General features: G+C 71.8%; 20 protein-coding genes. 13 read left to right on the top strand and 7 right to left on the bottom strand.

Annotated features, from left to right (window positions below; genetic code table 11):
• Positions 1-100: 100 nt before the first annotated feature.
• From AC0VYD_RS01840 to AC0VYD_RS01855, 4 genes are read right to left on the bottom strand one after another with little or no spacing between them, the layout of a single operon-like run.
• Positions 101-1,240: a methyltransferase domain-containing protein gene (locus tag AC0VYD_RS01840; RefSeq protein ID WP_475478285.1), complete on the bottom strand. Its 1,140-nt coding sequence runs from the start codon at positions 1,238-1,240 to the stop codon at positions 101-103.
• On the bottom strand, positions 1,237-1,746 hold the full coding sequence (locus AC0VYD_RS01845) for a hypothetical protein (protein ID WP_475478286.1): 510 nt from the start codon (positions 1,744-1,746) through the stop codon (positions 1,237-1,239). Before AC0VYD_RS01845 ends, AC0VYD_RS01840 begins: the two co-directional genes overlap by 4 nt.
• Positions 1,743-1,964 carry a hypothetical protein gene (locus tag AC0VYD_RS01850; protein WP_475478287.1) on the bottom strand — a complete coding sequence of 74 codons (222 nt, stop codon included), beginning with the start codon at positions 1,962-1,964 and terminating at the stop codon, positions 1,743-1,745. Before AC0VYD_RS01850 ends, AC0VYD_RS01845 begins: the two co-directional genes overlap by 4 nt.
• On the bottom strand, positions 1,961-2,176 hold the full coding sequence (locus tag AC0VYD_RS01855; protein ID WP_475478288.1) for a hypothetical protein: 216 nt from the start codon (positions 2,174-2,176) through the stop codon (positions 1,961-1,963). The genes AC0VYD_RS01850 and AC0VYD_RS01855 overlap by 4 nt, the downstream gene beginning before the upstream one ends.
• A gap of 197 nt (positions 2,177-2,373) precedes the next feature.
• Here AC0VYD_RS01855 and AC0VYD_RS01860 point away from each other — a divergent pair, with 197 nt between their 5' ends.
• The gene (locus AC0VYD_RS01860; protein ID WP_475478289.1) at positions 2,374-3,225 is read left to right on the top strand and encodes a helix-turn-helix domain-containing protein; all 852 of its coding nucleotides are present in this window, start codon (positions 2,374-2,376) and stop codon (positions 3,223-3,225) included.
• Between the two features lie 34 nt (positions 3,226-3,259).
• The gene (locus tag AC0VYD_RS01865) at positions 3,260-3,424 is read left to right on the top strand and encodes a DUF397 domain-containing protein (protein WP_475480154.1); all 165 of its coding nucleotides are present in this window, start codon (positions 3,260-3,262) and stop codon (positions 3,422-3,424) included.
• A 215-nt stretch (positions 3,425-3,639) separates the two neighbouring features.
• Here the strand turns inward: AC0VYD_RS01865 and AC0VYD_RS01870 are convergent, their stop codons facing one another.
• Positions 3,640-4,326: a hypothetical protein gene (locus AC0VYD_RS01870; RefSeq protein ID WP_475478290.1), complete on the bottom strand. Its 687-nt coding sequence runs from the start codon at positions 4,324-4,326 to the stop codon at positions 3,640-3,642.
• A 507-nt stretch (positions 4,327-4,833) separates the two neighbouring features.
• Between AC0VYD_RS01870 and AC0VYD_RS01875 the strand changes: the two genes are divergently transcribed.
• From AC0VYD_RS01875 to AC0VYD_RS01885, 3 genes are read left to right on the top strand one after another with little or no spacing between them, the layout of a single operon-like run.
• Complete coding sequence (locus AC0VYD_RS01875; protein ID WP_475478291.1) at positions 4,834-5,295, top strand: hypothetical protein; 462 nt, start codon at positions 4,834-4,836, stop codon at positions 5,293-5,295.
• Positions 5,296-5,311: 16 nt separating this feature from the next.
• Positions 5,312-5,488 (top strand): hypothetical protein, encoded by a 177-nt coding sequence (locus AC0VYD_RS01880; protein ID WP_475478292.1) that lies wholly within the window; start codon positions 5,312-5,314, stop codon positions 5,486-5,488.
• A gap of 21 nt (positions 5,489-5,509) precedes the next feature.
• A complete protein-coding gene (locus AC0VYD_RS01885) occupies positions 5,510-5,761 on the top strand; it encodes a hypothetical protein (RefSeq protein WP_475478293.1) in 252 nt (83 codons plus the stop codon).
• Between the two features lie 434 nt (positions 5,762-6,195).
• On the opposite strand, the gene AC0VYD_RS01890 is transcribed toward AC0VYD_RS01885, so the two are convergent.
• Positions 6,196-6,837: a hypothetical protein gene (locus AC0VYD_RS01890; protein ID WP_475478294.1), complete on the bottom strand. Its 642-nt coding sequence runs from the start codon at positions 6,835-6,837 to the stop codon at positions 6,196-6,198.
• A gap of 249 nt (positions 6,838-7,086) precedes the next feature.
• Here AC0VYD_RS01890 and AC0VYD_RS01895 point away from each other — a divergent pair, with 249 nt between their 5' ends.
• The 6 genes from AC0VYD_RS01895 to AC0VYD_RS01920 all read left to right on the top strand — a co-directional run bounded on the left by AC0VYD_RS01895 (position 7,087) and on the right by AC0VYD_RS01920 (position 16,447).
• Positions 7,087-9,027 carry a methylmalonyl-CoA mutase family protein gene (locus tag AC0VYD_RS01895; protein ID WP_475478295.1) on the top strand — a complete coding sequence of 647 codons (1,941 nt, stop codon included), beginning with the start codon at positions 7,087-7,089 and terminating at the stop codon, positions 9,025-9,027.
• Complete coding sequence (gene scpA / locus AC0VYD_RS01900; protein ID WP_475478296.1) at positions 9,024-11,273, top strand: methylmalonyl-CoA mutase; 2,250 nt, start codon at positions 9,024-9,026, stop codon at positions 11,271-11,273. Before AC0VYD_RS01895 ends, scpA begins: the two co-directional genes overlap by 4 nt.
• On the top strand, positions 11,270-12,292 hold the full coding sequence (gene meaB / locus AC0VYD_RS01905) for a methylmalonyl Co-A mutase-associated GTPase MeaB (protein WP_475478297.1): 1,023 nt from the start codon (positions 11,270-11,272) through the stop codon (positions 12,290-12,292). Before scpA ends, meaB begins: the two co-directional genes overlap by 4 nt.
• A 351-nt stretch (positions 12,293-12,643) precedes the next feature.
• Complete coding sequence (locus AC0VYD_RS01910) at positions 12,644-13,015, top strand: STAS domain-containing protein (RefSeq protein WP_191275438.1); 372 nt, start codon at positions 12,644-12,646, stop codon at positions 13,013-13,015.
• 367 nt (positions 13,016-13,382) lie between these two features.
• Positions 13,383-14,366: a LacI family DNA-binding transcriptional regulator gene (locus AC0VYD_RS01915; RefSeq protein WP_452540623.1), complete on the top strand. Its 984-nt coding sequence runs from the start codon at positions 13,383-13,385 to the stop codon at positions 14,364-14,366.
• Between the two features lie 113 nt (positions 14,367-14,479).
• Positions 14,480-16,447 carry a glycoside hydrolase family 31 protein gene (locus tag AC0VYD_RS01920; RefSeq protein ID WP_475478298.1) on the top strand — a complete coding sequence of 656 codons (1,968 nt, stop codon included), beginning with the start codon at positions 14,480-14,482 and terminating at the stop codon, positions 16,445-16,447.
• Here AC0VYD_RS01920 and AC0VYD_RS01925 read toward each other — a convergent pair.
• On the bottom strand, positions 16,437-18,473 hold the full coding sequence (locus AC0VYD_RS01925; RefSeq protein WP_475478299.1) for a beta-galactosidase: 2,037 nt from the start codon (positions 18,471-18,473) through the stop codon (positions 16,437-16,439). The genes AC0VYD_RS01920 and AC0VYD_RS01925 overlap by 11 nt on opposite strands.
• Before the next feature lie 48 nt (positions 18,474-18,521).
• On the opposite strand from AC0VYD_RS01925, the gene AC0VYD_RS01930 reads away from it, so the two are divergent.
• Positions 18,522-20,747: a glycosyl hydrolase family 95 catalytic domain-containing protein gene (locus tag AC0VYD_RS01930; protein ID WP_475478300.1), complete on the top strand. Its 2,226-nt coding sequence runs from the start codon at positions 18,522-18,524 to the stop codon at positions 20,745-20,747.
• A gap of 148 nt (positions 20,748-20,895) precedes the next feature.
• Complete coding sequence (locus AC0VYD_RS01935; RefSeq protein ID WP_475478301.1) at positions 20,896-23,667, top strand: cellulose binding domain-containing protein; 2,772 nt, start codon at positions 20,896-20,898, stop codon at positions 23,665-23,667.
• Positions 23,668-23,809 lie beyond the last annotated feature (142 nt).

Below are 23,809 nucleotides of genomic sequence, written 5' to 3' on the forward strand. Positions count from 1 at the left end.
CGATCAGCCCCCGGATCACACGAGGGGTCGCGTTCAACGGCTGGTACGTCACCCCGGAACGGCACCCCCTGGCACCGACCCCGGCGAGACCGGTGCGGGACTACCCACGAACGGACCAGAGAGCGTGCTGGGGGCTGTGTACCCACACCGTCTGCGTCCGCCGGTCCGGGTCGACGGTCAGCCCGAAGTCGGTCACGGCCGGGCGGCCCCGGCCCTCCCAGGTCCGCCAGGCCCGGTAGGCCTCCTCGAACAGGGCGCGCGTCCCGCCCTGTTCGACCCTGCCGTCCGCGTGCAACCGCGCCCAGGAGGGGCAGGTGGTCGAGGCCAGCCACACACACGGGTCGGTGGCGTCCTCCCCCATGCGCAGCCCGTAGGTCCAGCCCGGCATCAGCAGGGACAGCAGGAGCGCCCGTTCCCCGTCGAGCCACGGCTCGCGCGGGTCACCGGGCACCTGTTCGGTGGAATCGGCCACGGTCTCCGGCCCCGGAGCGGGCCGGCCCGGGCGGCGCTGCCCGCGCGCCCACATGAAGCTCAGTCCGCCCTCGAAGCGGCCCTCCGCGTAGTTGCGGGTCGCGTCCAGGACGGCGAGTACCCCGCCCGGCAACCCCGGCGTCGGGGCCCACGGGGTCACGATCCGGCCCCGCCCCCGCATATGCCGCAGCCACGCCGCCGGAACCTCGGAGACCGTGCAGGTGGCGACCAGACGGTCGTAGGAGGGCAGCCCGCCGGTCCGCTCGCCGTCCCCGGTGCGGACGTCGGGGCGGAACCCGGCGGCGGACAGGGCGGCGCGGGCGGAGTCGGCCAGCTCCGGGTTGATCTCGACCGTGGCCACCGAGTCGGACCCGAGCAGCTGCGACAGCAGGGCCGCGTTGTAGCCGGTGCCGGTGCCGATCTCCAGGATCCGGTGTGCGGACCCGATTCCGGCGGCGGTGAGCATCCGCGCCATCACCGAGGGGGCGCTGGAGGAGGAGGTGGGCACCCCCGTGCCGCCGGGGGCGCCGTCGTCGCGCTGGGTGGTGAGCGCCTGGTCGGTGTAGGCGGCCCGCATCCACTCGGCGGGGTCGGCGGCGCGGTCGTAGCGGGTGCGGTCCTCACCCCACACGGTGTCGGGCAGGAACCGGTGCCTCGGCACCTGCGCGAACAGGCGGGCGATGTGCTCGGGGGCGCCCTGGGCCCGGAGCCGGGCGGCGAGGGCCTGGGCGAGGGGAGCGTGGTCCATGCCCACGGTGTGCCCGCTCATGTGGTCCCCGTCCCGTTGCACGCGGTGCAGGCCACCCAGCGGGAGATGTTCCTGCCGGGGGAGGAGCCGTCAGAGGTGACCCACGTTCCGCCCTGCCCGTTGCAGGCTCCGCACGCGGCGGCGGTGGGCGGCTGAGGGGCGGTCTGGTCCTGGTAGCGGCCGTAGCGGGCCATGGCCTGGTCGTGTCGGTGCTCGCTGGGGGTGAGCGGTCGGTCCGGGCCGGTCCTGGGCACGGTGGGCTGGGGTGCGGTGGGCTCGGGGGCGGCGGGCGTGGGCTTGGGCTCAGCCACGGGGGTTTCTCCGTTCTTGTGGTGGTCGATCAGGGCGGCCAGCAGGCCGGGCCGGGTGGGTGCGGCGATGCGTTCGTGGGGGTTGCCGGGGCCGGTCCAGCCGATGGGCCGGTAGGCCACGTATTCGGTGTCGGGCGGGGCGCCCTCGATGGTCAGGACCCAGCGGCCCGCGATGAGTTCGTCCAGGACGTTGTCCAGCTCTGGGCGGGCGCTCACCGGACCCGCTCCAGGGGGGAGTGCCACACCAGCGGGTGGGCGTGGGGGTCGCGCTCGGTGCCCCGCGCCAGGCGGGTGATGTGGCCCCGGTGGGCTTCGTAGACGGGGTAGCCCTGGGCGTCGGGGCCCACGTAGCCGATCGCGGTGTGGTGGGTGCGCGCCCAGGTCCGCAGCGCGTCGGTGTCGGGCAGTTCGCGGATGTCGCACACGTGGTTCATCGGGCCGCCCCCAGGCGGTGCAGTCCGGCCAGGACGGCGTGGAGGAGGTCCAGGGGAGCGGCCTCCAGCGGGCGGCGCGGTGCGGGGATGCGGGGGAGCGGGGCGAAGGCGCGGACCCGGGAGGCCCGGCGGGGGCGTCGGCGGCGCATGGTTTCGGTGGCCAGCCAGCGCACGTGTGCCAGCTCGGACAGGTTCAGGTATCGGGGCGCCATGAGCGCACACCTCCTGGATCGGTGCGACTGGTCAGGTCGCGGTGAGTTCTGGTCCACCCATAGTGACCCCTTGCCTCCAAATTTTCAATACAAAGATTCGGATTAATGAGATCCTGGCAACAAAAGTTTCGCGAAAGGGGTGATCTACCATCGGGACAGACCGACGAATGACCAGGAAGAGCAAGGGAGCGCGCGCTGTGACGGACCGCTACAGCCCCACAATCCGACGCCGCCGCCTCTCGGCCGAATTGAGACGTTTGCGTGAGGCGTCCAAGCTGACCGCCGAGCAGGTCGGCGACAAGCTCGGCTGGTCACGCGGTCGGCTCACCAACATGGAGCTGAACAAGTGGAAGCGTCCGGACCCGGTGATCATCCGGGCCTTGGCCAACCTCTACAAGGCGCCGCCAGAGGTCACCGAGGGCTTGGTCCTGCTCGCCCGCCAGTCCCGAGAAAAGGGATGGTGGACCCGCTATGGCGATGTGTTCACCGACGCGTACGTCGGGTTCGAAGCTGAGGCCTCCGCTGTGTCGACCTACCAGACGATGGTGGTTCACGGTCTGCTTCAAACTCCGGAGTACGCCGCGGCGTCCACTCGAATCGGTCGATCCCGATCGCCTGGCACCATCGATCGCGTGGTTCAGGCTCGACTGGTGAGGCAAGAGGTGCTCGACCAGGACGATCCGCCGAAGCTCTGGTGTGTCTTGGATGAAAGCGTGCTGCTCCGCCCCGCCGGTAACAAGCAGGTGATGCGTGACCAGATCACGAAGCTCATTCACCTCATCGAGACCGCCGACCACATCAAGATCCAGTTGCTCCCGCTGGACGTGGGGCTCCATCCCGGCATCGCGGGGAGCTTCACCATCCTGGACTTCGCGAATCCCCTCGACCCATCCATCGCCTACATCGAGACCCGCACCGACGGTCTCTATCTGGAGGAGACCGAGGAGATCCAGGTTCACCGGGATGCGTGGGACGAGATTCGGGTGATGGCACTTCACCCGGATGCCAGCGCTGACCGCATGCGTCAGATCGTCAAGAAGTACGAGTAGGAAGACCACCGTGTACCAGAACAAGAACGAACAGATGACCTTCCGCAAGTCGTCTTACAGCGCCACGGCGAACGACTGCGTCGAGGTCGCTGACCTGCCCGCTGGTGCTGCCGTGCGTGACACGAAGAACCGCGCCGCCGGACACCTAGCTTTCGACGCCCGTGAGTGGGAGGCCTTCCTCGGGGCGCTCCCGCAGTAGCGCACAACACAAGAGGCCCCGGTGACCAAACCGGGGCCTCTTCGTGTACCAGAACAGCTCTCAGTCTACGGGGACGAAGCCCCAGTGGAAAGCACAGCCCAAGGTCATACATGCGCACCCTTGCCGACGTGTGCCCACGGCGTACTCGGTAGTGCCCATGCCGCGCCTGCCGTCCTGGCTGGGCGGTTCCGGGTTCGCCCAGGGGTCTGGCGCTATCAGGCGCTGTAGAACGAGAAGGAACCGTACTGGGAGATGCTCAGTTCCCAGTCGCTGACGTCCCCGCTCTCCTCGTCCAGGCTCTGGCAGAGGAAGGGCGCCTCCCCGCCGGTCTCACCGCGCTCGACGTCGGACTCCATGTCGCAGAGCACGTACTCGCTCTCGGTGTGCGCCCGGAGGGTGTCCTCCACCACCTCGCGCACCAGCGGGCCCTCGGGCATCTCCCAGCCGTAGTTGATCATGATGCCGGAGGACTCGATGTTGATCGTGTACTCGAACTCCTCGTCCAGGAAGTTCACCGTGCAGGTGACGGACTCGCCCTCCTCCCCGGCGATCTCGGGGCACTCTGCGGTGGCGTCGGGGTCGGTCACCGAGGCGAAGGTGGAGACCCGCTCCAGCGCCTCCCACGCGATGCGGTCGCCCAGGGGAGCGGAGGAGTCGGGCTCGGCGGGCAGGTCGGCCTCGTCGATCTCGGGGGCCTCGGCGGGGACGGGACCCTGGTTGAAGGATGAGGCGTCGACCTCGGTGGTCTCCTCTTCCGCCACGGTTTCCTCGACCTCCTCGACGGCAGCCGTGTCGGTCTCGGCGGGTTCCGGGTCGCCCCCGCCGCAGGCGGCGAGAGCCAGGGCCGAACCGGCGGCGGTCAGACCGAGGGCGATGCGGTGTCTGCGGGCGGAGTTCAACATGGGGGTCCTGTTCGGAGGAAGCGTCTCGGACACCCCCTTAGGCTCCTGGCCAGGGCATTTGGTTCCCCTGATTTGGCTTTTGTGGCTCACGTCACACATTGGGGATGGTGATGTGGGCGGTGGGAGGCAGCTTTAGGCCAACTCCCCCTTCCCCCTTGGCCTCCGGCGCCTTCCGGGCGCTTGCGGACGAGGCTGCAGGATGTGGGAGCCACGGGGGGCTGCCTATTCGTGGAGCAGGGGCCGCATCCGGCCACCGCCGGACGGCCCGGTTCGTCACCGCATGTCATGAGATTTTTTCCTGTGTTTTCCGGTGGGGCGGAGTCAGATTTGCCTAGTTCAACCCTTGCATCGGTGCATAGGAAATTTTACGTTGGCTTCCCGGGTGCCTTGCGGAGAAAATGCATGATGCATTTATCTTTTTTGCGAGTGCCTTGTTGTTGCCTTTGATAAATTTATTGGGAGGTTTCGATGTTTGCTGCGCGCGCGGTTCGTTCAACGTGGCTGGCCGTGGCGATGGCCATCACCATGGCCTTTGTCGCCACCACGCCGGCGCAGGCTGGTGGCCTTGCCCAAGCTGGCTCGCTGAGCGCAGAGCAGCGCCAGGTCCGCGATGCGTTCGTCGACAGCTACCAGAGCGCGTCGGTTGGCCAGTCGTTCGACGTCACCAACGCTGAGGGACGGGAACTCACCTTTGTCAAGACGGCCGAAGGTGTGCGGGTATCCGACGGCACAGCCGATAGCATCACCGACAGCAGTACTACGCAGCCCATGGCCGCCGACTTCTGCCTGGCGGCTGCTCAGGCCGCCGTGTACGCGATCGGAGCCGCGGTCTTCGCGGGTGTTGCCGCCTCAGGTGGAACAATCGCTGTAGCGGGTGTGGTCATCGGGCCCTCTGTCGCGGGGATGTTCTCCGCGGCCCTGGCGGGCGGTGGCGGCCTGTCGGCGCTGATCGCCCAGTACATCTGCTAGTTGCAGCGGAGAGAACATGAACGTGGTCGTGATCCTCGGATGGCTCGAATTGGCTCTGGGGGTGGGGGCCCTGTCCTGGATGGCCTGGCATGCGCGCAATGGGCGCAGCCCTGCCCAGCAGCGCGGATTTCGTCCGATCATGGCCGTGATCGCCATAATCAGCGTCCTGTTCGTGATCGCGTTGGTCATCTGACGCGGAAACAATGAAAGGATAATGGTGCGAATCGCTGTTCGATTTCCTGCGACGCTTTCCTTGGGTCTTGTCGCATCCTTCTCGGTGTTCCTCGGTCTCGTGGCAGGGATCTGCGGAGACACTCTTGTCGAGCAAGCCACCGCGCTTCTGGCCGTCCCCGCCGCTCTGGCGGGTTTCGGGTTGGTGATCGACCGGGCACTGCACACGCCGCAGGCCCCTGCGGTCGCCAGCGGTGTGCATCAGCGGCATCTTGACGTGACAGCAGCCGCCTAGCTCGGCGTTTGACCTCGGCCCGTGGTCCGAACACTGTTCCGGTCACGGGCCGAGTAGTTCTCCGGACCACGCGACGGCCTTCGCTTGATCATGCACAGTGGCCAGGTGAACACCACGAGGGCTGCAGCCATGCGTGGTGTCGCGCCTGGCCTCCACGGCCGAGTCGCTGTCGGCACTGTCCCGTTCGCGCATCGAACTTCACACCTGCCTGCTCCGACGCCGCCTTCGGCCTGTGCGACGCACCCACCGGTGCTCCGACGACCGCCTTGTACTGGCGGCCGACACGGGCCATGGCGCACGGGACGGGCCCTGGTAAGGCACGGCGAGTGTGTGCCCGCCCGAGCATGGGCGTGTTCCGTGGCCGACGCCCCGGCGAAGGACGCAACGGCCCCTGTGTGTCGTCCTGGGAGCATGCGAGCAGGGAGAGCGGCGGCCTAGACCTCCTCGATGGAGTAGCCGAGGAGGATGTCGTAGGTAACCAGGTACTCCTCGGTCTCCCCGGTCTCGTCGTCCAGGGCCGTGCACGTCACCTCCTCCCCGTCGGTGGCGGTCGCCACCTCGCCCTCCAGGCCGCAGTCCACGTAGGGCATGAGGCTCCAGACCCGGATGTCCTGCTCCAGGTTCTCCACGATGATCGGCCCGGTGACCAGCCGGGCCTCCTCGGCGGCGTAGTCCGCCGTACTGCGCTCCTCGTCCAGTTCGACCAGGTACTCGAACTCCTCGCCGAAGTAGGTGACGACGCAGGTGTAGCTCCCCTCGGCGTGCAGGTCGACCTCCGGGCACTCGGCGGTGGCGTCCGGGTCGGCGGTCCAGCTCAGTTCGGAGACCTTGACCAGGGCCGTGTGCGCGTTCCGCTCGTGCCTGGGGGAGCCGGGGGCGGGCTCGGGCGGCATCAGCGACTCGTCGATGCTCGGCCCCTTCGTGTTCTCGGTGGGCACCTCGCCGTAGGTGAAGCCGGAGGTGTCGACCTCCGGGGCGGATTCCGCCTCCGAGGCACCGTCCCCTCCGCAGGCGGTCAGCGCCAGGGCGAGACCGGACGCGGCGAGGGGGAGGAGGGCGCGGGTGCAGGACTGCATGGGGAACGCTCCTGGGCTGGTCGGGGACGGGGCTGCGGTGCGTGCCCGTCGGCACTCCGTGTGGGTGTCCGTGCGGACACGTTCGGTTCGCCCCCGTGGGCCACTGTGGCGCATGTCATACTCTGGGGCCACGGCGGCGTGTGGGGCGGCTCGGAGAGCCCGCAGGTCAGGGTGGCTGGAGGTAGCCATGTGCTCGCCACCACACCCCGGCGCACCGAAACCGAACCCTGTTCTCTACCATCTCGGAGTATGGACGTCCCTGAGAGCGGGGCCGCCGGCGCAGCGGTCCCCAACCTGGCCGAAGGCTTCCCGGCGGCCACACGTGAGCGGTGGCGCGAACTCGTCGCCGGGGTTCTGCGCAAGAGCGGTGTCGCCGAGGAGGACCTCGGCGACGCCCCCGAGTCCGTGCTGGCCACGCCCACCTACGACGGGTTCGGCATCGAACCCCTCTACACCGGCGCCCCGCCCGCGGCCGACCCCGGATACCCGGGCCTGGCCCCCTTCACCCGCGGCTACCGTCCGGACGGGGCAGTGGCCGGGGGGTGGGACATCCGCGCCCGGCACACCGACGCCGACCCCGCCGTGCTCCGCGACCGAATCAACAGCGACCTGATGAACGGTGTGAGCTCGCTGTGGATCTCGGTGGGCGGCGGCGCGCTCCCCGTGTCCGAACTCGGCGCGGCGCTCACCGACGTCTACCTCGACCTGGCCCCCGTGGTGCTGTCCGCGCCCGGCCCCGACGCCATCGACGCCGCGACGGCCCTGCTGGCCGCGCACGCGGACGCCGGGGTCCCCGCCGACCGGGTCGTCTCCCACCTGGGCCTGGACCCCCTCACCGCGGCCGCGCTGGCCGACGAGCGCCCCGACGTGCGCGGCCCGGCGCGTTTCGCCGCCGAACACGCCGCCGCCTACCCCGGTCTGGGCCTGTTCGTCGCCGACGGCACCCTGGTGCACAACGCGGGCGGTTCCGAGGCCCAGGAGACCGGTGCGGCGATCGCCGCCGCGACCGCCTACCTGCGCTCCCTGACCGAGGCCGGGTTGGACCCGGCCGACGCCGCGGGGCGGATCGAGTTCCGGCTGGCGGCCAACGCCGACCAGTTCGCCGTCATCGCCAAACTCCGCGCGGCCCGCGCCATGTGGAACCAGGTGCTCCAGGACTGCGGCGTGCCCGCCGAGCAGCGCGGTATGCGCCTGCACGCCACCACCTCCGAGGCGATGACGACCCGCCGCGACCCGCACGTGAACATGCTCCGCACCACCGTGGCCTGCTTCGCCGCCGGCGTGGGCGGCGCCGACGCGGTCACCGTGGAGCCCTTCGACGCCGCCGTGGGCCTGCCCGACGACTTCGCCCGCCGGATCGCCCGCAACACCCAGTCGCTGCTCATCGAGGAGGCGCACCTGGCCCGGGTCATCGACCCGGCCGGGGGCTCCTTCTACGTCGAGGCGCTGACCCGCGACCTCTACGTGGCCGGATGGTCCTTCTTCCAGGAGCTGGAACGGGCCGGGGGGATCGCCGAGGCGATCGGACACGGCCAGCTGCGCACGGCCGTGGACCGGGTGTGGCAGCGGCGCCGCCACGACCTGGCCACCCGCGCCGCCCCGCTCACCGGGGTCAGCGAGTTCCCGAACCCGCACGAGGGCCTGCTGGTGCGCGAGGAGGACCCCGCCCGCCAGGGCGGAACCGCTCCGGGCGGTTTCCCGGTGCGCCGCTACGCCCAGGAGTACGAGGCCCTGCGCGACCGCTGTGACGCCCACACCGGCGACACCGGCCACCGGCCCACGGCCTTCCTGGCCACGCTGGGGCCGGTCGCGGCGCACACCGCCCGCGCCTCCTTCGCCACCAACCTCCTCGCCGCCGGAGGCATCGGGGCCGCCGACCCGGGCCCGCTGGAGGACGCCCGGGCGGCCGCGTCCGCCTTCACCGACTCGGGCAGCCTGGTGGCGGTGATCTGCTCCTCGGACGGGGTCTACGACGAGCACGCCGAGTCGGTGGCCCGCGCGCTCAGGGGTGCGGGCGCCCGCCGGGTGCTGCTGGCCGGACCGCCGAACGACGCCTACCGCCGGGCCGGGGTGGACGCCTTCGCGCACCGGGGCTGCGACGCCGTCGCCCTGCTCACCGACCTGGTCGACGTGCTCCTCACCGACCCCCCGACCACCACGACCGACACCGCACAGGGGGCGAGCGCATGATCCCCGACTTCTCCGACGTCGATCCCCGCCCACCCGCCTTCACCGCCAACGGCGGCCGGGGCGCGGCCGACTGGCAGCGCGCCCTGGAAGGAGCCACCGGCAAGGCCGCCGACGCCCTGGAGTGGGAGACCCCCGAGGGCATCGGCGTCAAACCGCTCTACACCCCCGCCGACCGCGAGGGCCTGGGCTTCGTGGACGGGCTGCCCGGCATCCCGCCCTACCTGCGCGGGCCCTACCCGACCATGTACGTCAACCAGCCCTGGACCATCCGGCAGTACGCCGGCTTCTCCACGGCGCAGGAGTCCAACGCCTTCTACCGCCGCAACCTGGCCGCCGGACAGAAGGGCCTGTCGGTCGCCTTCGACCTGGCCACCCACCGCGGCTACGACTCCGACCACCCCCGGGTGGCGGGCGACGTGGGCATGGCCGGAGTGGCGATCGACTCCATCTACGACATGCGCCAGCTGTTCGACGGGATCCCGCTGGACCGGATGAGCGTGTCCATGACCATGAACGGCGCGGTGCTGCCCGTCCTGGCGCTGTACATCGTGGCCGCCGAGGAGCAGGGGGTGCCGCCCGAGAAGCTGTCGGGGACCATCCAGAACGACATCCTCAAGGAGTTCATGGTCCGCAACACCTACATCTACCCGCCGCAGCCCTCGATGCGGATCATCTCCGACATCTTCGCCTACACCTCGCAGCGGATGCCGCGGTTCAACTCCATCTCGATCTCCGGCTACCACATGCAGGAGGCCGGGGCCACCGCCGACCTGGAACTGGCCTACACCCTGGCCGACGGGGTGGAGTACATCCGCGCGGGCCAGCGGTCCGGCCTGGACGTGGACGCGTTCGCGCCGCGGCTGTCGTTCTTCTGGGCGATCGGGATGAACTTCTTCATGGAGGTCGCCAAGCTCCGCGCCGCCCGCCTGCTGTGGGCGCGCCTGGTCAAGGACCTGGGAGCCGCCAAGGACAAGTCGCTGAGCCTGCGCACCCACTCCCAGACCTCGGGGTGGTCGCTGACCGCCCAGGACGTGTTCAACAACGTGGCCCGCACCTGTGTGGAGGCCATGGCCGCCACCCAGGGCCACACCCAGTCCCTGCACACCAACGCCCTGGACGAGGCGCTGGCCCTGCCCACGGACTTCTCCGCGCGTATCGCCCGCAACACCCAGCTGCTGCTGCAACAGGAGTCGGGGACCACCCGGGCGGTCGACCCCTGGGGCGGCAGCTACTACGTGGAGAGCCTCACCCAGCAGCTCGCCGAGAAGGCGTGGGCGCACATCCAGGAGGTGGAGAAGGCCGGGGGGATGGCCGCGGCGATCGACGCGGGGCTGCCCAAGATGCGCATCGAGGAGGCGGCCGCCCGCACCCAGGCGCGCATCGACTCGGGCCGCCAACCGGTGATCGGTGTCAACAAGTACCGGCCCGAGACGGCCGACGACATCGAGGTGCTCAAGGTCGACAACACCCGGGTGCGCGCCGAGCAGCTGGACAAGCTGCGCCGCCTGCGCGCCGAACGCGACGACCACCGGGTGCGGGCCGCCCTGGACGCCCTGACCGAGGCGGCCGGGCGCGAGTCCAGGGCCGACGCGGAGCTCACCGGCAACCTGCTGGCCGCGGCGGTGGACGCGGCCCGCGCCAAGGCCACGGTCGGGGAGATCTCCGACGCGATGGAGAAGGTGTTCAACCGCCACTCGGGTCAGATCCGTACCATTCAGGGTGTGTACAAGGACGAGGCGGCCGGGAACGCCGACGCCGCCGGGCTGATGGACCGGGTGGGCGCCCGGGTGGAGGAATTCGCCGGGGCCGAGGGGCGCCGTCCCCGCATCCTGGTGGCGAAGATGGGCCAGGACGGCCACGACCGGGGGCAGAAGGTCATCGCGACCGCCTTCGCCGACCTGGGGTTCGACGTCGACGTGGGCCCGCTGTTCCAGACCCCGGCCGAGGTCGCCGCCCAGGCGGCGGAGGCCGACGTGCACGTGGTCGGGGTGTCCTCGCTGGCGGCCGGGCACCTGACCCTGGTGCCCGCGCTCCGGGAGGAGCTGGCCGCGCTGGACCGCGAGGACATCATGATCGTGGTGGGCGGGGTGATCCCGCCGGGGGACTTCGCCGAGCTCCGGGAGGCCGGTGCGGCCGCGATCTTCCCGCCGGGCACGGTGATCGCCGAGGCCGCGATCGACCTGCTCGACCAGTTGGAGGAACGTCTGGACCCGGACCACCCGGGTTCCGCCCGGGAAGGGGAGTGAGCGTGGCGGTGCGCGGGAGGCGCCCGGTGGACGTGGACGCCCTGGCCGAGGGCGTCCTCTCCGGGCACCGGCCGACCCTGGCCAGGGCGATCACCCTGGTGGAGTCGCGCAGACCGGACCACGCGCGCGCCGCCCAGGAGCTCCTGGTGCGGCTGCTCCCGCACACCGGCGGGGCGCGGCGGGTCGGGATCACCGGGGTGCCGGGGGTGGGCAAGTCGACCTTCATCGACGCGCTCGGCACCCGGCTGACCTCCTCCGGGCACCGGGTCGCGGTGCTGGCGGTGGACCCCTCCTCGACCCGCACCGGCGGCAGCATCCTCGGGGACAAGACGCGCATGGCCGACCTCGCCGTGGACCCGAACGCGTTCATCCGGCCCTCGCCGACGGCTGGCACCCTCGGCGGGGTGGCGCGGGCGACCCGGGAGACCATGCTGCTCATGGAGGCGGCCGGGTTCGACGTGGTCCTGGTGGAGACCGTGGGCGTGGGCCAGTCCGAGGTCGCGGTCGCGGCGATGGTCGACTGCTTCCTCTTCCTCACCCTGGCGCGTACCGGCGACCAGCTCCAGGGCATCAAGAAGGGCGTGCTGGAGCTGGTGGACGTGGTCGCGGTGAACAAGGCCGACGGGCCGCACGCCGACGACGCCCGCAAGGCCGCCCGGGAGCTGTCCCGGGCCCTGCGCCTGCTCCACCAGGTCCACCCCCGGTGGCGACCGCCGGTGCTCACCTGCAGCGGACTGACCGGGGACGGGCTGGACGAGGTGTGGGAGACGGTGCTGGAGCACCGGCGGGTGCTGGAGGGGGACGGCTCCCTGGCCGAGCGGCGCAGCGCCCAGGGGGTGAGCTGGATGTGGGACCAGGTCCGCGACCAGCTCATGGACACGTTCCTGCGGGACCCGGAAGTGGCCGGGCTCATCCCGCGGATGGAGGAGCAGGTGCGTTCGGGCGGGAACACGGCCACCCTGGCCGCGCGCACACTGTTGGATTCGTTCACCCGGGGTGACCGTCCCCGGGAGGGATGAACGGAACGTGACCGGTCCGGGGGTGACGGAACGGACGTGCGCGGGGCGATCGGTCGTACCGGGCGTCATGTCGTGAAATAACCCACGGTAAAAGGGTGATACCGGGGCATTGGCCGGGGGTTCTTGCCCATGAGGCGAAAATTTCTTGCCTGATGGCATTCCCGTGGGGGCGGTTCGCTTATACCGTGTGTGTCCAACGACTTACCAGGCCGCTCGGGCGCGCAGGCGTTCCCCTCACCGGACCGGCTCTGTGGGAGTGGAGCCGGGACCGGTAGTCGTTCCCGGCCGGGCTGCGTATGGTTAAGCGAAGGGGCCCCGCACCATCTGAACGTGGGGCCGGGAGGAGTGAACGTGCACAGGCTCGGGCTGAGCACGCGGTTCGAAAGCCGCAGCGTCATCGTCGCGATCGAGGGAGAACTCGACATCGCGACCGCCGCCGACCTCCAGGAACACATCAGGACCGCGATCGAGGACCACGGTCCGTGGCTGATCCTGGACCTGTCCGCCCTGGACTTCATGGACTCCAGTGGGCTGAACGTCATCATCAACGCCTACCGGAACGTCCGTGAGCTGGACGGGTCCCTGTCGTTGGCGGCTCTCAACGAACGCGTCACCAAGGTCGTCCGCCTGGTCGGCCTGCACCGTCAGGTTCCGGTCCACCAGACCGTCGCCACCGCCGTCGCGGCGATGGAGGCCCTGGAGGCCAAGCGCCAGGCCGGTTAGCCGCCGACCGTCTCCGCCACCCGTTCCGAGCGCCCTGCCCAGGGGCATCACAGCCACAGTCGAGCCCGCCTCCTCACCCGTGCGGACACGGGTCGCTCTCGCCTGCCCCGGTGCGCCCGGGTTCGTGACCGAGGACGGACACACCGCGCCCGAGCCGACTCCCCGCCCCCTGTCCGACGCCCTGAGCCGCGTCCGGTCCGGCGCCGCGCTTCGCCGGGGCCTACGATGCCCGGCACGGGCGGAGCCCGGGAGGGCCCGCAGATCCCGGGTAGGCTCGTTCCGGCCGGGGCCGCCAGGGGCATTGCGCCAGGGTGGCCGGGTGCGTAACATTCCATCGAATCGATTCGACAACTGACGGGACGGCACGGTGCGGATCTCCGATGTGGCCCGGCACGCCGGGGTTTCGCCGAGCACGGTCTCCTACGTCCTCAGCGGAAAGCGGTCGATCTCGGAGTCCACCACCCGCCGGGTCCGGGAGAGCATCGAGGCCCTGGGCTACCAGCCCCACGCGGGGGCGCGCTCCCTGGCCAGCCGCCGCACCAGCGTCATCGCCCTGGTCGTCCCACTGCGGGACGACGTCCACGTTCCCGTGGCCATGCGGTTCGCGGTCTCCGTCGTCACCGCCGCCCGCACCCACGACCACGACGTCCTCCTGCTCACCCAGGGGGAGGGACCGGACGGTCTGCGCAGGGTCGCGGGCAGCGCCATGGTGGACGGCGTCATCGTGATGGACGTGGAGGCCGACGACGCGCGCGTGCCGGTCCTGCGCTCCCTCGGCCTTCCCTCCGTGCTTATCGGGGTCCCCGAGGACACTGAGGGCCTGACCTGCATAGACCTCGACTTCTCCGCCGCGGGCGCGCTCTGCGTGGACCACCTGGCGGACCTCGGCCACACGGACGTCGCCTTCGTCGGCCAGCCCCCCTCGGTCTACGAGCGGCGCACCGGTTTCGCGGAGCGGACGCTCGCCGGCTTCGAGGCCGCCGTGGCGCGCCGGGGCCTGCGAGCCACCAGCCATCCCTGTACGCCCGAGTCCGCCAGCCACGTCGCGGACACCCTCCAGCGCGAGCGCCCGGACCTCACCGGCGTCATCGTGCACAACGAGCCCTCCGTCGGGCCGCTCCTGGACGCCTTCGCCGAGCACGGTCGGAGCGCTCCGGAGCTGTCCGCCCTGGTGATCGGCCCTTCGCCCCTCGTTCCCCAACCGCTGACCTCGGTGGACCTGCCCGCCGAGGAGCTCGGCGGACGCGCGGTCCGTCTGCTCGTGGACAAGATCGACGGCCTCGGAGAGCCCGGGGTCACCCTGCTCGAACCCGGTCTGACCGACCGGGGCAGCACCGCGCACCGGACCTGAGCCCCGACCGGGCCGTCCACCGCCCGACCCGCCCAACCGCCCCTGCCACCCCCGAGCCAGGCCCGTTGTCGAAGCGCTTCGACACTCCTGCCACCCCTACAGGAAGGACCGACGTGTTCAACGAGATCGAGGACGGATTCGAGTGGCGCGGCAGCCACCAGGTCCTACGCGCACAGGCGTGGGGGACCGACGGTATCCGCGTCCGCTCCGCGCTGTCCAACATCCGCGAGGACCTGCCCGGCGCACTGACGGAACGCCCTCCGGGTCCGGCCGAGGTGCGTATCGGTGACACCGCCGTCCTGGTCAGCGGATCCCTCACCCTGGAGGTGAGCGCCGACGGCATGCTCCGCTTCACCCGCGGTGACACGGAGCTGCTCGCCGAGGAGCGCGCCCACTTCTGGTGGCCCGGCCCCCGCGTCTACACCTCCACCGGCAACGGCTACTACCGGATCGAACAGCGCTTCCGCGCCTACGAGGACGAGCGCATCCACGGCCTCGGCCAGCACACCCACGGGTTGTTCGACCAGAAGGGCGCGGTCATCGACCTCGTCCAGCGCAACGCCGAGGTCACCATCCCCTTCCTGGTCTCCTCCCGCGGCTACGGGATGCTCTGGAACAGCCCGGCCACCGGAAGGGTCGAGCTCGCCGACAACGGGACCCGCTGGGTGAGCGACAGCGCCCGCCAGATCGACTACTGGGTCACCACGGGCGACGGCCCCGCCGACATCCTGTCCCGCTACGCCGACGCGACCGGCCACCCCCCGATGCTGCCGGAGTTCGCCTCCGGCTTCTGGCAGTCCAAGCTCCGCTACCGCACCCAGGACGAGCTCATGGCGGTGGCCCGCGAGTACCGCCGCCGCGGCCTGCCGCTGTCGGTGATCGTCAGCGACTTCTTCCACTGGACCCACCTGGGCGACTGGAGGTTCGACCCCCGGGAGTGGCCCGACCCCGCGGCCATGGTGGCCGAACTCCGCGAGATGGGCGTGGAACTCATGGTGTCCGTGTGGCCCTCGGTGAGCCCGCTCAGCGAGAACCACGCCGAGATGCTCTCCAACGGCTACCTCGTCGCCACCGAGCAAGGACCCCCCGTGCACGCGGACTGGGCCGACAAGGGGGTGGACTCCCAGGTGCAGGTCTCCTTCTACGACCCCACCAACCCCGAGGCGCGCGGGTACCTGTGGGAGCGGATCCGCCGCAACTACCACTCCCTGGGCATCCGCCTCTGGTGGCTCGACGCCTGCGAACCCGAGCTGAAACCGGGCCACCCGGAGAACCTGCGCTACCACGCCGGCCCCGGCACCGAGGTGGGCAACATCTACCCGCTCGAACACGCGCGCGCCTTCCACGAGGGGATGCTGGCCGCCGGCGAGGAGGAGGTGATCACCCTGTGCCGCTCGGCCTGGGCGGGCAGCCAGCGCCACGGCGCCGCCCTGTGGTCGGGCGACATCGCCCCTACGTTCGCCTCCCTGCGCACCCAGGTCCGGGCCGGGCTCAACGTCGCCATGTCCGGCCTCCCCTGGTGGACGACGGACATCGGCGGTTTCCACGGCGGTGACCAGGACTCGCCCGAGTACCGCGAGCTGATGGTCCGCTGGTTCCAGTACGGGGTCTTCTGCCCGCTGACCCGGCTGCACGGATACCGGGAACCGTTCTCGCACGACCTCTACCCGCAGATGTCCGGCGGCCCCAACGAGGTGTGGTCCTACGGCGAGGAGGTCTACGGGATCCTGCGCGAACTGCTGTTCCTGCGCGAGCGGCTGCGCCCCTACGTGATGGAGCAGATGCGCGCCGCCCACGAGCGGGGGCTGCCGCCCATGCGCCCGGTGTTCGTCGACTTCCCCGAGGACCCGAACACCTGGGGCGAGGGCGACCAGTTCCTCCTGGGCCCGGACGTGCTGGTCGCCCCGGTCACCGAGTACGGGGCCCGGACCAGGGACGTCTACCTGCCGGCGGGGGCGTCCTGGACCGACCCGTGGACGGGGCGCGTCCACCAGGGCGGCAGGGTGGTCACGATCAACGCGCCGCTGGACCGGGTCCCCGTACTGCTGAGGGAGGGGGCCGACCTCCCGATCACGGGCTGAGCCGGCCGTGCAGCACCGCCGCGCCGCCGCCCCGCACCGTCAGGCCCTCGGCCGCCGCGTCGGTCAACAGGTCCACGGCCCCGGGGGCGAGCCCCAGCCCGGCCGGGTCGACCCGGTACGGGGCGTCGGCGTGGTTGAGTACGAAGACCCAGGTGAGGGTGCCTTCGACGCGCCGCACCAGCTCCACGCCCGGGTCCGACCCGAACGGGGACCCTGGCTCGGGCCGCAGGTCGGCGTCGGTGGCGTCCTGCCCGGCGCCCGCCGCCCCGACCCCGGCCAGCAGAGCGCCCAGGGCCGTGTCGTCCAACCGGACGGACAGGTACCAGGCGCTCCCCGCGCCCCGGCGGTTCCGGGTCAGGACGGGTTCCCCGGCGTACGGGCCCGACCGGTGGACGGCCACCGCCTCGGCGCCGGTCGTGCGGACCGCCTCCGTCCAGCCGCGGACCGGGCCGAGGCCGGTGTCGAACAGCTCGGTGTCCGGGGCGGGGCGCAGCTCCTCCACCCGGACACCGAGCAGGTCGCGCAGCGCACCCGGGTAGCCCCCGGTGCGCACGGTGCCCTGCGGGTCGGCGATACCGCTGAACGGGGTCACCACCAGGGTCCCGCCCCGCTCCACGTAGTCGGTCAGGTGTGCGGCGGCCTCGTCGGAGAGCAGGTAGAGCGAGGACACGACCAGCAGCGGCACCGGCGGCAGCGGCCGGTCGGGGCGGACGAGGTCCACCGTGCGGCCCGACCGCCACAGCACGCGGTGGACCTGCCGTACCGCGCTCAGGTGGTCGAGCCCGGAGTCGGGAAGGGAGGCCGCACCCATCGCCCACCAGGACTCCGGGTCCCAGGTCAGGGCGGCGTCGGCCGGGACGGGGGCCTCGGCCGCACCGGCGGCCCTGGGCAGCAGGGAACCGAGCTCGCACACCTCGCGGAAGATCCGCGAGTCGGGACCGGCGTGCGGGACCATCCCCGCATGCCACTGCTCGGAGCCTCCCCGGGAGGCCCGCCACTGGAAGAACATGGCGCCCCGGGAGCCCCTCGCCACGTGGGACAGGCTGTGCCGGACGATCTCCCCGGGGGCCTTGGCGACGGTCCGTCCGGGGGTGTACACGACCCCCGCGGCCTGCTCCATCAGCAGCCAGGGACGGCGCCCGCCGGGGACGCGGGCGGCGTAGGAACGGGCGAGGTCGGCTGCGAAGGCGGTCTGGGCCGCGGCATCGGTACCGGTCCCGGACGGGTAGTCGTCCACGGCCACCAGGTCCACGTGTTCGGCCCACTTCCAGGGGTCCACCGGGACCCAGTCGCCGAAGGCCAGGTTGGTGGTGACCGGGACGGCCGGGTTCGCCTCCCTGAGCACCCCGCGCTGGGCCAGGTAGTGGTCGAGCATCGCGTCCGACAGGAAGCGCCGGAAGTCCAGTACGTGGGCCGGGTTGGCCAGGTACTGGGTCGCGCGCGGGGTCCGGACCTGTTCCCAGTCGGAGTAGTGCTGCCCCCAGAACGCCGTCGTCCAGGCCTCGTTCAGTGCCGCCAGGTCACCGTGCCGCCTGCGGAGCCACTCCCGGAACGCCCGGTCGGCGTGGACGGAGTGCGACCACGTGCCGTACTCGTTGTGTACGTGCCACAGACGCAGGGCCGGGTGCGCGGAGTACCGTTCGGCGAGCGCCCGGACGATCCGCTCGCAGGCCGCCCGGTAGGCGGGCGCGGTCACGTCGTAGGTGTCCCGGCTGCCGTGGGTCAGGCGTACCCCCTCGGCGGTCACCGGCATGGCGTCGGGGTGGGCGGCGCTGAACCAGGGCGGCGGGGAGGCCGTGGGCGTGGCCAGGGCGACACCCACTCCGGCCCCGTCCAGCCGGTCCATCTCGCGGTCCAGCCAACCGAAGTCGAACTCCCCCTCGCGGGGCTCCAGCAACGACCACGAGAAGACCCCGACCGTCACCAGGTTCACCCCTGCCCTGCGCATCAGCCCGATGTCCTGGGCACGTACCTCCTCCGGCCACTGCTCGGGGTTGTGGTCTCCGCCGAACCACAGCACGGACATGGCGCACGCTCCCTCGTACCCGCTGACACGACCCGGTAAGGATGCCCCGTGACACCGACCAGCGACAGCCCCCCAGACCGAACGATTCGTACCCGCTCGCCCGTCCGCGACTGGGAGGACGCTCTGATCAGCGGGAACGGCAGCCAGGGTGCGCTCGTGCACTCCGGGCCGGACCGGACCCGGCTCACCCTCTGCCACGAACGCCTCTTCCTGCCGGTCCGGGAGCCGCTGCCCGCACCGCACACGGCCCCGATCCTGCCCGAGCTCCGCGCGCTCCTGGGCCGGGGCGAGTCCCGGGCGGCGGCCGAGCGGATCACCGCGCTGGCGGCGGGGGAGGGGTACCGGGGCACCCACTGGATCGACCCCCTGGTCGGGGCGGCGGAGCTCGCCCTCGTCCCGGCCCGTCCGGTACCCGGCCCCCTCACCAGGTCCTGCGACCTGGACACCGGGGTGGTCACCGAGGAACTGCCGGACGGGACCCTCCACCGGGTGTTCGCCTCCCGGGCCGACGACGTCGTGGTCTGTGAGTTCCTCCGGGCCCGGGGGCTGGAGGGCAGACTCACGCTGGGGACGCTCCCCGAGGAGCCGCCGGTGCCGCTGTCGGCCCGGGCGGACGCCGGGACCGATCGGCTCTCGCTCACCGTGACCCTCCCGGACCGCCCGGCGGGCGCCGCGCCCGGGTACACGGTGACCTGCGCGGTCACCTTCGAGGGCGGGACGGTCCGACCCGACGGGGGCGGGCTCGCCGTGCGCGGCGTCCGTCGGCTCACCCTGGTGCTCCGGACGGAGGTGGCCGCCCCGGGCGCCGAACGGTCCCCGGCGCCCGCCGTCCTCCCGGGGAAGCGGACCGGCTCTCTGCTGGAACGGCACCGGACCCTGCACGGGGAGCTCATGGGCCGGTTCCGCCTGCGCCTGGACGGCGCCGGCCCGGGCCGCGGCCGCGGGGCCGCCCCGGAGCGGGTCGCCCGGCTGGTGGACGCGGGCCGGTACGCGGTCATCTCCGCCTGCGGGGACCTCCCGCCCACCCTCCAGGGGGTGTGGAGCGGAACCTACGATCCGCCCTGGCGCTCGGGGTACACCTTCGACGGCAACCTGCCCTCGGCCCTGGCCGGCCTGCACCCCACCGGTACCCCCGAGCTCATGACCCCGCTGTTCGACCTGATGGACGCCTTCGCCGAGGACCTGCGGGAGAACGCCCGGCGCCTCTACGGGTGCGGGGGGATCCTGCTGCCCGCGCACGCCTCCACCAGCGGACGCCACAACCACTTCGGCCCCGAGTGGTGCCTGACCTGCTGGACCGCGGGAGCGGCCTGGGTCGCGCGCCTGTACTGGGACCACTACGCCTACACCCGGGACCGCGCCTTCCTGCGGGAGAGGGCCCTGCCGTTCTTCACCGAAGCGGCCGAGTTCCACGAGGACTTCCTCTGCGCGGACGGCTTCTCCCCCTCCTACTCGCCGGAGAACACCCCGGCCGACGGGGACGGGCAGGCCTGCGTCAACGCGACCATGGACGTCGCCGCCGTCCGCGACCTGGCGCGCAACCTGGTGCGGACGCACCGGGCCCTGGGGCTGCCCGGGGCCCGCAGGTGGGTCCGGCTGGCCGCCCGACTGCCCGGTTACCGGATCGGCCCCGACGGCTGCCTGGCCGAGTGGGCGGGGACGGCCGGGCCGGTGGCGCAGACCGACCGGCACGCCCACCGGCACGCCTCCCACCTGTATCCGCTCTGGTACGAGCGGGATCCGGCCTTCGCGGACCCGCGGCTGGCCGGGGCCGCGGCCCGGGCGGTACGCGCCCGCCTGGCCTGGTGGCGGGGGCAGGAGGCGGACGAGATGGCCTTCGGGCTGGTGCAACTGGGGCTGGCCGCGGCGGCGCTGGGGATGTCCGAGGAGGCCTGCGAGGCGGTGTCCCTGCTGGCCGAACGGTACTGGCGGCCGACGATGGTGCCCACGCACAACCGGGGGAGGATCCTCAACGTGGACATCGGCGGGGGTTTCCCGGCGCTGGTGGCGGCGATGCTGCTGGGTTCGGCCGAGGGCAGGGTCGACGTCCTGCCGGCCCTGCCCCGGGAGTGGGCCTCGGGGTGCGCGGAGGGGCTGCGGGCCCGCGGGGGCGTGGCGGTGGACCGGCTGGAGTGGGGGCCGGACGGGGTCCTGGTGGACCTGCGGGCCACGGTGGCCGGCCCGCTGCTGGTCCGTATGCCGGACGGCGACCGGAGGGTTCGGCTGGCGGCTGGGGGAGCGGTGCGTCTGCACGGGAAATTGCGGAACGGCTGAGCCCCGGTATCGAAGCGATTCGAAATAATCTCGGAAACCCCCGTTGACGTTCTGTCATAGCGAATACACACTGACAACCACAATTCCCGCCGGAGGCAGTCCCCCGTACGGGTCGGCGGGAGTACCCCCACACCGAGGAGTCCCGCTCATGACCGGATCCAGGACATCCCCCGAACGACCATGGAAGCGCTCCCAGGATGCGAGGGGCCGAAAGGCGGCAGCCGGTGCAGTCGCCGCCCTCTCCGCGGCCGCCGTCGCCGCGGCCCTCCTCGGCCCCGGAGGCGTCACGACCGCGGCCACCGCCTCCGCCGCGGCCGCCGAAACCGACTACGCCTGGGACAACGCCCAGATCGCCGGCGGCGGGTTCGTCCCCGGGATCGTCTTCAGCGAGACCGAACCCGGCCTCGCCTACGCCCGCACCGACATCGGCGGCGCCTACCGCTGGGACCCCGGCACCGAGCGCTGGCAGCCCATGCTCGACTGGATCGGCTGGGACGAGTGGGGGTGGACCGGCATCGTCAGCCTGGCCACCGACCCGGTCGACCCCGACCGCGTCTACGCCGCCGCGGGGACCTACACCAACGACTGGGACCCGAACAACGGGGCCATCCTGCGCTCCGACGACCGTGGTGAGACCTGGGAGGTCACCGAGCTGCCCTTCAAGCTCGGCGGCAACATGCCCGGCCGGGGCCTGGGCGAGCGCCTCATGGTCGACCCCAACGACAACAGCGTCGTGTACTTCGGCGCCCGCGGCGGCCACGGCCTGTGGCGCAGCACGGACCACGGCGCCACCTGGGCCGAGGTCGAGGAGTTCCCCAACCCCGGGGACTACGTCGAGGACCCCGACGACGAGTGGGGCGTGCACGACGACATCACCGGGGTGACCTGGGTGGAGTTCGACCCGCGGACGGGCTCGGCGGGTTCGGTCACGCAGGACGTCTACGTGGGCGTCGCCGACCTGGAGAACACCGTCTACCGGAGCCGGGACGGCGGGCAGAGCTGGGAACCGGTCCCGGGGGCGCCCACGGGGCACCTGCCCGCCCACGGCGTGCTCGACCACGAGGGCGGACAGCTCTACGTGGCCACCACGTCCACCCCCGGACCCTACGACGGGGACTCCGGCGACCTGTGGCGCTACGACACCGCCGAGGAGGAGTGGACCAGGATCAGCCCGGTCCCCTCCGACTCCGAGGACAACTACTTCGGCTACGGCGGCCTGACCATCGACCGGCAGAACCCGGACACCCTCATGGTCGCCACCCAGATCTCCTGGTGGCCGGACATCCAGATCTTCCGCAGCACCGACCGCGGCCAGACCTGGTCCCAGGCCTGGGAGTACGGCGCCTACCCGGAGCGGGTGAACCGCTACGAGATGGACATCTCCACCGCGCCCTGGCTGGACTTCGGCGGCGGCGGAGAACCGCCCGAGACCCAGCCCAAACTCGGCTGGATGACCCAGGCCATGGCGATCGACCCGTTCGACTCCGACCGGTTCATGTACGGCACCGGGGCCACCGTCTACGGCAGCGACAACCTGACCAACTGGGACTCCGACACCGCGTTCGACATCGAGGTGAAGGTCCACGGCCTGGAGGAGACCGCCATCCACGACCTGGCGAGCCTGCCCGGCGGCCCGCTGGTGTCGGTGATGGCCGACATCGGCGGCTTCACCCACCACGACCTCGACGAGGTCCCCGGCCGGATGCACCAGCAGCCCTACTGGGGCAACGGCACCAGCGTGGACTTCGCCGAACTCGAACCCTCGCTCGTGGTGCGCACCGGTGACGCCGAGGACGACGCCACCTCCCACATCGGGATCTCCGACGACGGCGGCGACAGCTGGTGGCAGGGCTCCGAACCCGGCGGGGTGACCGGCGGCGGGACCGTCGCCGTCGCCGCCGACGGTTCGTCGGTGGTCTGGAGCCCGGAGGGCACCGGGGTGCACGCCTCCACCAGCCGGGGTTCGTCCTGGACCGCCTCGACCGGGGTCCCCGAGGGGGCGCGGGTGGAGGCCGACCGGGTCGACCCGGACGTGTTCTACGCCGTCGCCGACGGGGTCTTCCACACCAGCACCGACGGCGGGGCCACCTTCACCGCCTCCGGCTTCGACGGCCTGCCCGCGGAGGGGAACGTCCGCTTCGGCGCGGTTCCTGGCCACACCGGCGACGTGTGGGTCGCGGGCGGGGCCGAGGACGGCACCTACGGGATGTGGCGCACCACGGACGCCGGCGCCACCTTCGAGCGGATCGAGGCCGTGGACGAGGGCGACGCGGTCGGCTTCGGCGCGCCGCCGCCCGGCGCGGACTACCCGGCCGTCTACACCAGCTCCCGGATCGACGGGGTCCGCGGGATCTTCCGTTCGGACGACGCGGGCGCCACCTGGGTCCGGGTCAACGACGACCGCAACCAGTGGGGCTGGACCGGGTCCGTGGTCACCGGTGACCCGGACGTCTACGGGCGGGTCTACGTCGGTACCAACGGCCGCGGCATCGTCTACGGCGACCCGGTGGAGGGGGACGACGGCCCCGACCCGACCCCGTCGCCCTCGCCCACAGAGGACCCCGACCCCTCGCCCAGCCCTTCGCCGGAGCCCACCGCGGGGCCGGGCACGTGCGAGGTCGGTTACGACGTCGGCGCCACCTGGCCCGGCGGCTTCCGGGCCGACGTGATGGTGACCAACACCGGCTCTGAGACCGTCGAGGGCTGGGAGCTGGCCTGGGACTTCACCGCGGGCGAGGAGGTGACCAGCCTCTGGAACGGTTCCCACACCCAGACGGGCAGCACCGTCACGGTGACCGGCTCCGAGTGGAACGGCCGGATCGCCCCGGGCGAGGCGGTGTCGGTGGGCTTCAACGGGTTCGTGGACGGCGAACCCTCCGTGCCCGAGGGGTTCACGCTGAACGGACAGACGTGCGACTGACCCGCTGACCTGGAGCATCCGGCACACGGGGCCGGGAACCGGACGCACGGTTCCCGGCCCTTGACGCGACCCCGCCCCCGCCCGTGGGCCGTGGACCGTGGTCACCGGTGGCCCGGGCGTCCGCGGCAGTACCCGACGGCCG

It is taken from the genome of Nocardiopsis sp. iso_40 (assembly GCF_056173285.1).

Excerpts from the sequence above, each read along its gene's own strand:
- AC0VYD_RS01840 (WP_475478285.1), bottom strand. The coding sequence starts at position 1,240 with ATGAGCGGGCACACCGTGGGCATGGACCACGCTCCCCTCGCCCAGGCC.
- AC0VYD_RS01850 (WP_475478287.1), bottom strand. The coding sequence starts at position 1,964 with ATGAACCACGTGTGCGACATCCGCGAACTGCCCGACACCGACGCGCTG.
- AC0VYD_RS01855 (WP_475478288.1), bottom strand. The coding sequence starts at position 2,176 with ATGGCGCCCCGATACCTGAACCTGTCCGAGCTGGCACACGTGCGCTGG.
- AC0VYD_RS01865 (WP_475480154.1), top strand. The coding sequence starts at position 3,260 with ATGACCTTCCGCAAGTCGTCTTACAGCGCCACGGCGAACGACTGCGTC.
- AC0VYD_RS01870 (WP_475478290.1), bottom strand. The coding sequence starts at position 4,326 with ATGTTGAACTCCGCCCGCAGACACCGCATCGCCCTCGGTCTGACCGCC.
- AC0VYD_RS01880 (WP_475478292.1), top strand. The coding sequence starts at position 5,312 with ATGAACGTGGTCGTGATCCTCGGATGGCTCGAATTGGCTCTGGGGGTG.
- AC0VYD_RS01885 (WP_475478293.1), top strand. The coding sequence starts at position 5,510 with ATGGTGCGAATCGCTGTTCGATTTCCTGCGACGCTTTCCTTGGGTCTT.
- AC0VYD_RS01890 (WP_475478294.1), bottom strand. The coding sequence starts at position 6,837 with ATGCAGTCCTGCACCCGCGCCCTCCTCCCCCTCGCCGCGTCCGGTCTC.
- AC0VYD_RS01895 (WP_475478295.1), top strand. The coding sequence starts at position 7,087 with ATGGACGTCCCTGAGAGCGGGGCCGCCGGCGCAGCGGTCCCCAACCTG.
- scpA (WP_475478296.1), top strand. The coding sequence starts at position 9,024 with ATGATCCCCGACTTCTCCGACGTCGATCCCCGCCCACCCGCCTTCACC.
- AC0VYD_RS01925 (WP_475478299.1), bottom strand. The coding sequence starts at position 18,473 with ATGTCCGTGCTGTGGTTCGGCGGAGACCACAACCCCGAGCAGTGGCCG.
- AC0VYD_RS01935 (WP_475478301.1), top strand. The coding sequence starts at position 20,896 with ATGACCGGATCCAGGACATCCCCCGAACGACCATGGAAGCGCTCCCAG.